The organism is Klebsiella sp. WP4-W18-ESBL-05 (assembly GCF_014169075.1).
Classification (GTDB): domain Bacteria; phylum Pseudomonadota; class Gammaproteobacteria; order Enterobacterales; family Enterobacteriaceae; genus Kluyvera; species Kluyvera ascorbata_B.
Genome location: NZ_AP022060.1, coordinates 1 through 4,938, shown reverse-complemented (window position 1 = coordinate 4,938; position 4,938 = coordinate 1). Strand labels below are relative to the sequence as shown.

Here is a 4,938-nt window from a genome sequence, read left to right as displayed (position 1 = left end):
CTTCAGCCATGCCGGCATGATGTCCGGCTCCGGATTTCACGCGTAAAAAACCCGCCATCTTTAGCGGGCTGAACAATAAGAAAATGTTCATATTTACGGCAAATCCGCCGGCTCCAGCAGAGAAGCTGGCGTCTATCAATCTTGGAAGAACCAGCGCAGCTCCGCATGCATTAACAGGCATCAGAAGGCAAAAAAATGGCTCACATCCGGGAGCCGGAAAACACTCAACTGCCTGGATCGCAGCACATCCTTTGTGAAGGATAATTTAAGTATCGGCCGGATTGCCGCGGGCATAAGCCCGGCCGGCATAATTTTTTCCGTATCCGCCAGACCTCGGCTTTTAACATAACACCCCTTGCCCGCACCGCAGAAACGGGGTTGGCTGCGTTTCCGGTGCCAGACGCGAGAAAGTGGCGACAGACATGACGAAAAAACACCAAAAACGCAGCCGCTGGATATTACACTGATGCATAGTCATGCAGCCAGATGCATGCAGCGTAAAGTCACACTAAAATCAGCGCGAACGCCTTAAAAACCGGCAAATGCCTCTCCGGCAACTCACACAGCTCCATCACCAGGTAAAAACAGTTCAGCAGGGCTTCAATAACGTTGAGAATTTTCATCACTTCCTCCGGGATAAGTCACTACCATTCCGGTAGTCAGCCTATTTAGCAGGAACGCGATGAGCCCTTCTTCGTGCGGGCTGTCACCTCATCTTCGGACCATCGAAACTCTTCTGCTTCTGTCGGAGCGTCAGCTCCAGCTCGTTCTGACGCTGATACTCCAGTGCAGCCTTCTCCTCGATGGCATTCAGTTCCCGGACAAGCGGCGCAGCTGCTCGCTTAAACTCAGCACCTGCGTGCTCAAGTCCGACACGCGCTCGTTCAGCACCGCGTTCTCCCGTTGCATAAGTCCACACATGCTCCGCCATTCCGCGAAGGCGCTCTCCCATTCGTCCAGCCTTTGCGAGTAGTCCTGCTGTAGCTGCTCTAATGCGCTCAGCAACTGCTTTTCCAGCTCTGTCATTTTCCGCTACTCCTGTTTCAGGCGGATCCAGGTCGTCCCGTCGTAGGGGATGGCTTCGGCTTGCATCCCCGGCGGCAGGATAAGGAACCTCCGGCCGTCGTTGCTCTCCTGATAGCGTACTCCCCACGTCCGGGCGGTCATTTTCGCCAGGGTATCTTCCTGCTGACGAAGATGTGTGTAATTGTCGGTTATCTGCCGTCCCTGCCACCACAGAATGCTCCCGCTCGTGGCGATCAGCAGCGCTGACACCATCAGGATGGTGAGCCATGTCCTCCCGGCCGTCAGCAACACGCTCCGCCGGTTTTTCTCCATCGCCTCGCTCATACTCTGCTCGTGGGCGCTGATGGCGTCGCTGATTCTCCTCGCGCTTGCGTTCAGTTCCGCTCTGACAGACTGCTCGTGCTCGCTGAATGCGGCTTTCAGCATCTCGCCGGTACTCTTCTGCTGCGCTTTCGATTGCTGCTCTAAGTCCTTCGCCAGCGTTAAAAGACTGCTCATAGATGGCTCCCTTCAGTCGGATGTTTCGCCCCCCGTCAGGGTCGGCAATGCTGATACTGCTTTTCGTTGTACGCACCACCTCAAAACCTGCACCTTCAAGAGCCTCAGTGACGTCCTGACGGCTTTTCAGCTCCCCGGACGAGGCTAAGCTCAGCAGTCCACGGGTGATGGCTTCTGCGGCTTCCTGCTTCGTTTTCGGCAGTCCGGCCGGCGTGACCAGCGCCCGGCGGTTTTCCGGCGCGTTCGGATCGTGCAGCCCCAGTCTGCCGTTCACGATGGTCTGCCAGGCATCGATACGCGGCCGGTCGGCGCGGTCGTAGTACGGCTGGAGCCGCCTGCCGGTCAGCAGCTCGGTATTGGGGATCAGAAAGTTCAGCTCCAGACGCCCCTTGTCCTCGTGCTCCACCCACAGAATGCTGTACTGATCTTTATCAAGTCCGGGCATCAGAACCCGCTCGAAGCTGGCCATCAGTTTTTCCCGCTGGCCGGGAGGCAGATCGGCCTCCGCAAACGACAGGACGCCGGAGGTGTATTTCTTCACGTAAGGCGACGCGTCGATCAGCTCCCGGACTTCTTCCGGCTTCCCCTGCAGGACGCTGGCGCCTTCACGCTGCCGGTCTTTACCCAGCAGATAGTCCACCGGCCCGGCGCCACCGCCGCGACCGCGTGGATGAAATTTAACGATCATCGTCCGTTCCTTTCTCAAGAACGGCGTGCCGCAGCCGCTCAAGCCCGGCATCGATGGCCATCAGCGCCGCCACAATCTGCACCCGGTCATGACCGGTACCGACGCCGGCGTTAACACGGCGGGCTATCTGGTTCAGGTTGTTGCCCATACCGGCAAGCTGGCGCAGCAGCGCCGGCGAGATCGAAGGAAGTTTTGCGGTACGAGCCGGCTTTTCGTCCAGGCAGGTCTGCCGCATCCACGCCGCCAGCTGCCTGCCGTCGCAGCGCTCAAGTAGCCGCCTGTGCTCATCCTCCGTCACCCACATGGTGAGCATCTTGTTCCGTTTCTCTGACAAAACAGTCTCCTGATAACCCCGGGACGGGCGGGAAAACCTTTCCCGGTCGGCGCGGGGTTGGACAAGCCGCAGGCGCGTCAGTGGCTGTTAGCGGGTTTCGGGGCGCAGCCCTGAACCAGTCACGTAGCGCTAGCGGAGTGTATACTAGCTTACTATGTTGGCACGGATGCGAATATCAGTGAAGTGCTTCATGTGGCAGGAGAAAAATGCAGCAGCGGAGCGTCAGCAGAATATGCGATACAGGATATATTCCGCTTCCTCGCTCACTGACTCGCTGCGCTCGGTCGTTCGGCTGCGGCGAGCGGTACCGGCTTACAGGCGGGGCGGAAATTTCCTGGGAGATGCCAGAAAGAAGCTTAACAGGGAAGCGATAAGGCCGCGGCGAAGCCGTTTTTCCATAGGCTCCGCCCCCCTGACAAGCATCACGAAATCTGACGCTCAAATCAGTGGTGGCGAAACCCGACAGGACTATAAAGATACCAGGCGTTTCCCCCTGGTGGCTCCCTCGTGCGCTCTCCTGTTCCTGCCTTTCGGTTTACCGGTGTCATTCCGCTGTTATGGCCGCGTTTGTCTCATTCCACGCCTGACACTCAGTTCCGGGAAGGCAGTTCGCTCCAAGCTGGACTGTATGCACGAACCCCCCGTTCAGTCCGACCGCTGCGCCTTATCCGGTAACTATCAACTTGAGTCCAATCCGGAAAAACACGACAAAGCGCCACTGGCAGCAGCCACTGGTAACAGGTTTAGAGGAGGAGAGTCTTGAAGTTTCGGGTGCGATAAGGCTACACTGAAAGGACAGTTTTGGTGACTGTGCTCCTCCAAGCCAGTTACCGCGGTTCAAAAGAGCGTCAACTCTTGCGAACCTTCGAAAAAGCCACCTTGCCGGGTGGTTTTTTCGTTTTCAGAGCAAGAGATTACGACGCAACGGAAAGGATCTCAAGAAGATCATCTGTGATGTTCGACAGATATGGGGATATGCACCATGGCCTATCCGGCTTTAACTGAAATGGCGACATCCTTAACCGCAGTCTCAACCCCTGCAGCATTCCTCTGAATGCTGGTCATAACTTCACCCGCTTCGCGCATGAGTGTAACCCCTTCCCGAGTGTTCATCAGGCTGTTTTCAATGCCACAGAGAACATCCTTGGCCAGTTGACTATTGCTGGCCACGACTTGCTCAATTTCTTCAGTCGCGCTACTGACGCTCGCCGCAAGATTACGCACTTCTGCGGCAACAACCGCAAAACTTCTTCCGGATGCGCCAGCCCTTGCTGCTTCAATCGCGGCATTCAGTGCAATAAGTCTTGTCTGCATGGCAAACTTCCGGATGGTTTCCACCATATCGTCAATACTTTCAGACTGATTGTTGAGCCGTGAGATATCGGTGGAGACAGCCCCCATCCCCTGCGCAATTCTGTCAATCATAAGGATGCTATTTTCAATAACATTGGCACCGTTCTGCGCACTTTCTCGGGTCTGCACGGCCATATCCCATGCATGCACAGCAGCCTCTTGCTCTCTCTGGTTTCGCAGGACATCAGCCGTAACATCTGTAGCGAATTTCACAATTTTATAAAGCTGCCCATCACTGTTAAAGACAGGGTTATAAGTTGCACGGAACCACAGAGGGTCTCCCTGACGGTTAAGGCGTGGAAACAGACCAGAAAAAAACTCACCTTGATTCAGACTCTCCCAGAAATGTCGGTATTCATCACTTTTGTAAAGCGTCTCGGCACAGAACAGACGATGATGCTTACCTATGATTTCATCCCGCTTATAGCCAGTGGCATTGACGAAATTTTCATTTGCTTCAAGCACGATCCCTTCAGGATTGAAGGTGATGATGGCCATAGAACGGTTTATGGCATTTACGACTGCTTCCTGCTCAAGAGCAGAATGCACGCGCTCAGAAATATCGGCAGCAATTTTAATGACTCTGATAACACGGCCGCGCCTGTCAGAAACGGGGATATAACTGGCTTCAAGCCATACGGAACGATTTCCCTTTGCCAGCCGCAGGTACTTGCCACTAAAGCTTTCTCCCCTGGCAAGGCGCTGCCAGAACTGGCTGTATTCCGGTGAACTTACCAGCGAGGGCGGGCAGAATATACGATGGTGGTGACCGATTATTTCATCAGCCCTGTACCCCATAGTGGAGAGAAAAAGCGGGCTGGCTTTATTTATCACCCCCTCCGGACTGAACTCAATGACAGGCTTATTCTGACAAATTGCGTCATACGAAATGGCTGATCGCTGGAGGTTCAGGGAGAACATATTTTTAAGTGAAAACATATGAATCAGATTGCCCGGATAATGTAAGTACTGCCATGGTTATCGGCTACTCCTTATGTAGCGTTATATATTACTGCGACAGGGCGGGAAAAAGCCCGCT

At 54.9% G+C, this 4,938-nt stretch carries 4 protein-coding genes; all 4 read right to left on the bottom strand.

The annotated features are described in order from the left end of the window. Positions 1 to 810 precede the first annotated feature (810 nt). Positions 811 to 1,026 carry an MbeD family mobilization/exclusion protein gene (locus H7R58_RS25125; protein ID WP_000137422.1) on the bottom strand — a complete coding sequence of 72 codons (216 nt, stop codon included), beginning with the start codon at positions 1,024 to 1,026 and terminating at the stop codon, positions 811 to 813. A 6-nt stretch (positions 1,027 to 1,032) separates the two neighbouring features. Then, positions 1,033 to 1,524: an MbeB family mobilization protein gene (locus tag H7R58_RS25120; protein WP_016355729.1), complete on the bottom strand. Its 492-nt coding sequence runs from the start codon at positions 1,522 to 1,524 to the stop codon at positions 1,033 to 1,035. Positions 1,525 to 2,201: 677 nt separating this feature from the next. Further along, a complete protein-coding gene (locus H7R58_RS25110; protein WP_032976203.1) occupies positions 2,202 to 2,546 on the bottom strand; it encodes a MobC family plasmid mobilization relaxosome protein in 345 nt (114 codons plus the stop codon). 987 nt (positions 2,547 to 3,533) lie between these two features. Further along, positions 3,534 to 4,838 carry a methyl-accepting chemotaxis protein gene (locus H7R58_RS25105; protein ID WP_007899670.1) on the bottom strand — a complete coding sequence of 435 codons (1,305 nt, stop codon included), beginning with the start codon at positions 4,836 to 4,838 and terminating at the stop codon, positions 3,534 to 3,536. Between the last annotated feature and the right edge of the window lie 100 nt (positions 4,839 to 4,938).

Excerpts from the sequence above, each read along its gene's own strand:
- H7R58_RS25125 (WP_000137422.1), bottom strand. The coding sequence starts at position 1,026 with ATGACAGAGCTGGAAAAGCAGTTGCTGAGCGCATTAGAGCAGCTACAG.
- H7R58_RS25120 (WP_016355729.1), bottom strand. The coding sequence starts at position 1,524 with ATGAGCAGTCTTTTAACGCTGGCGAAGGACTTAGAGCAGCAATCGAAA.
- H7R58_RS25105 (WP_007899670.1), bottom strand. The coding sequence starts at position 4,838 with ATGTTTTCACTTAAAAATATGTTCTCCCTGAACCTCCAGCGATCAGCC.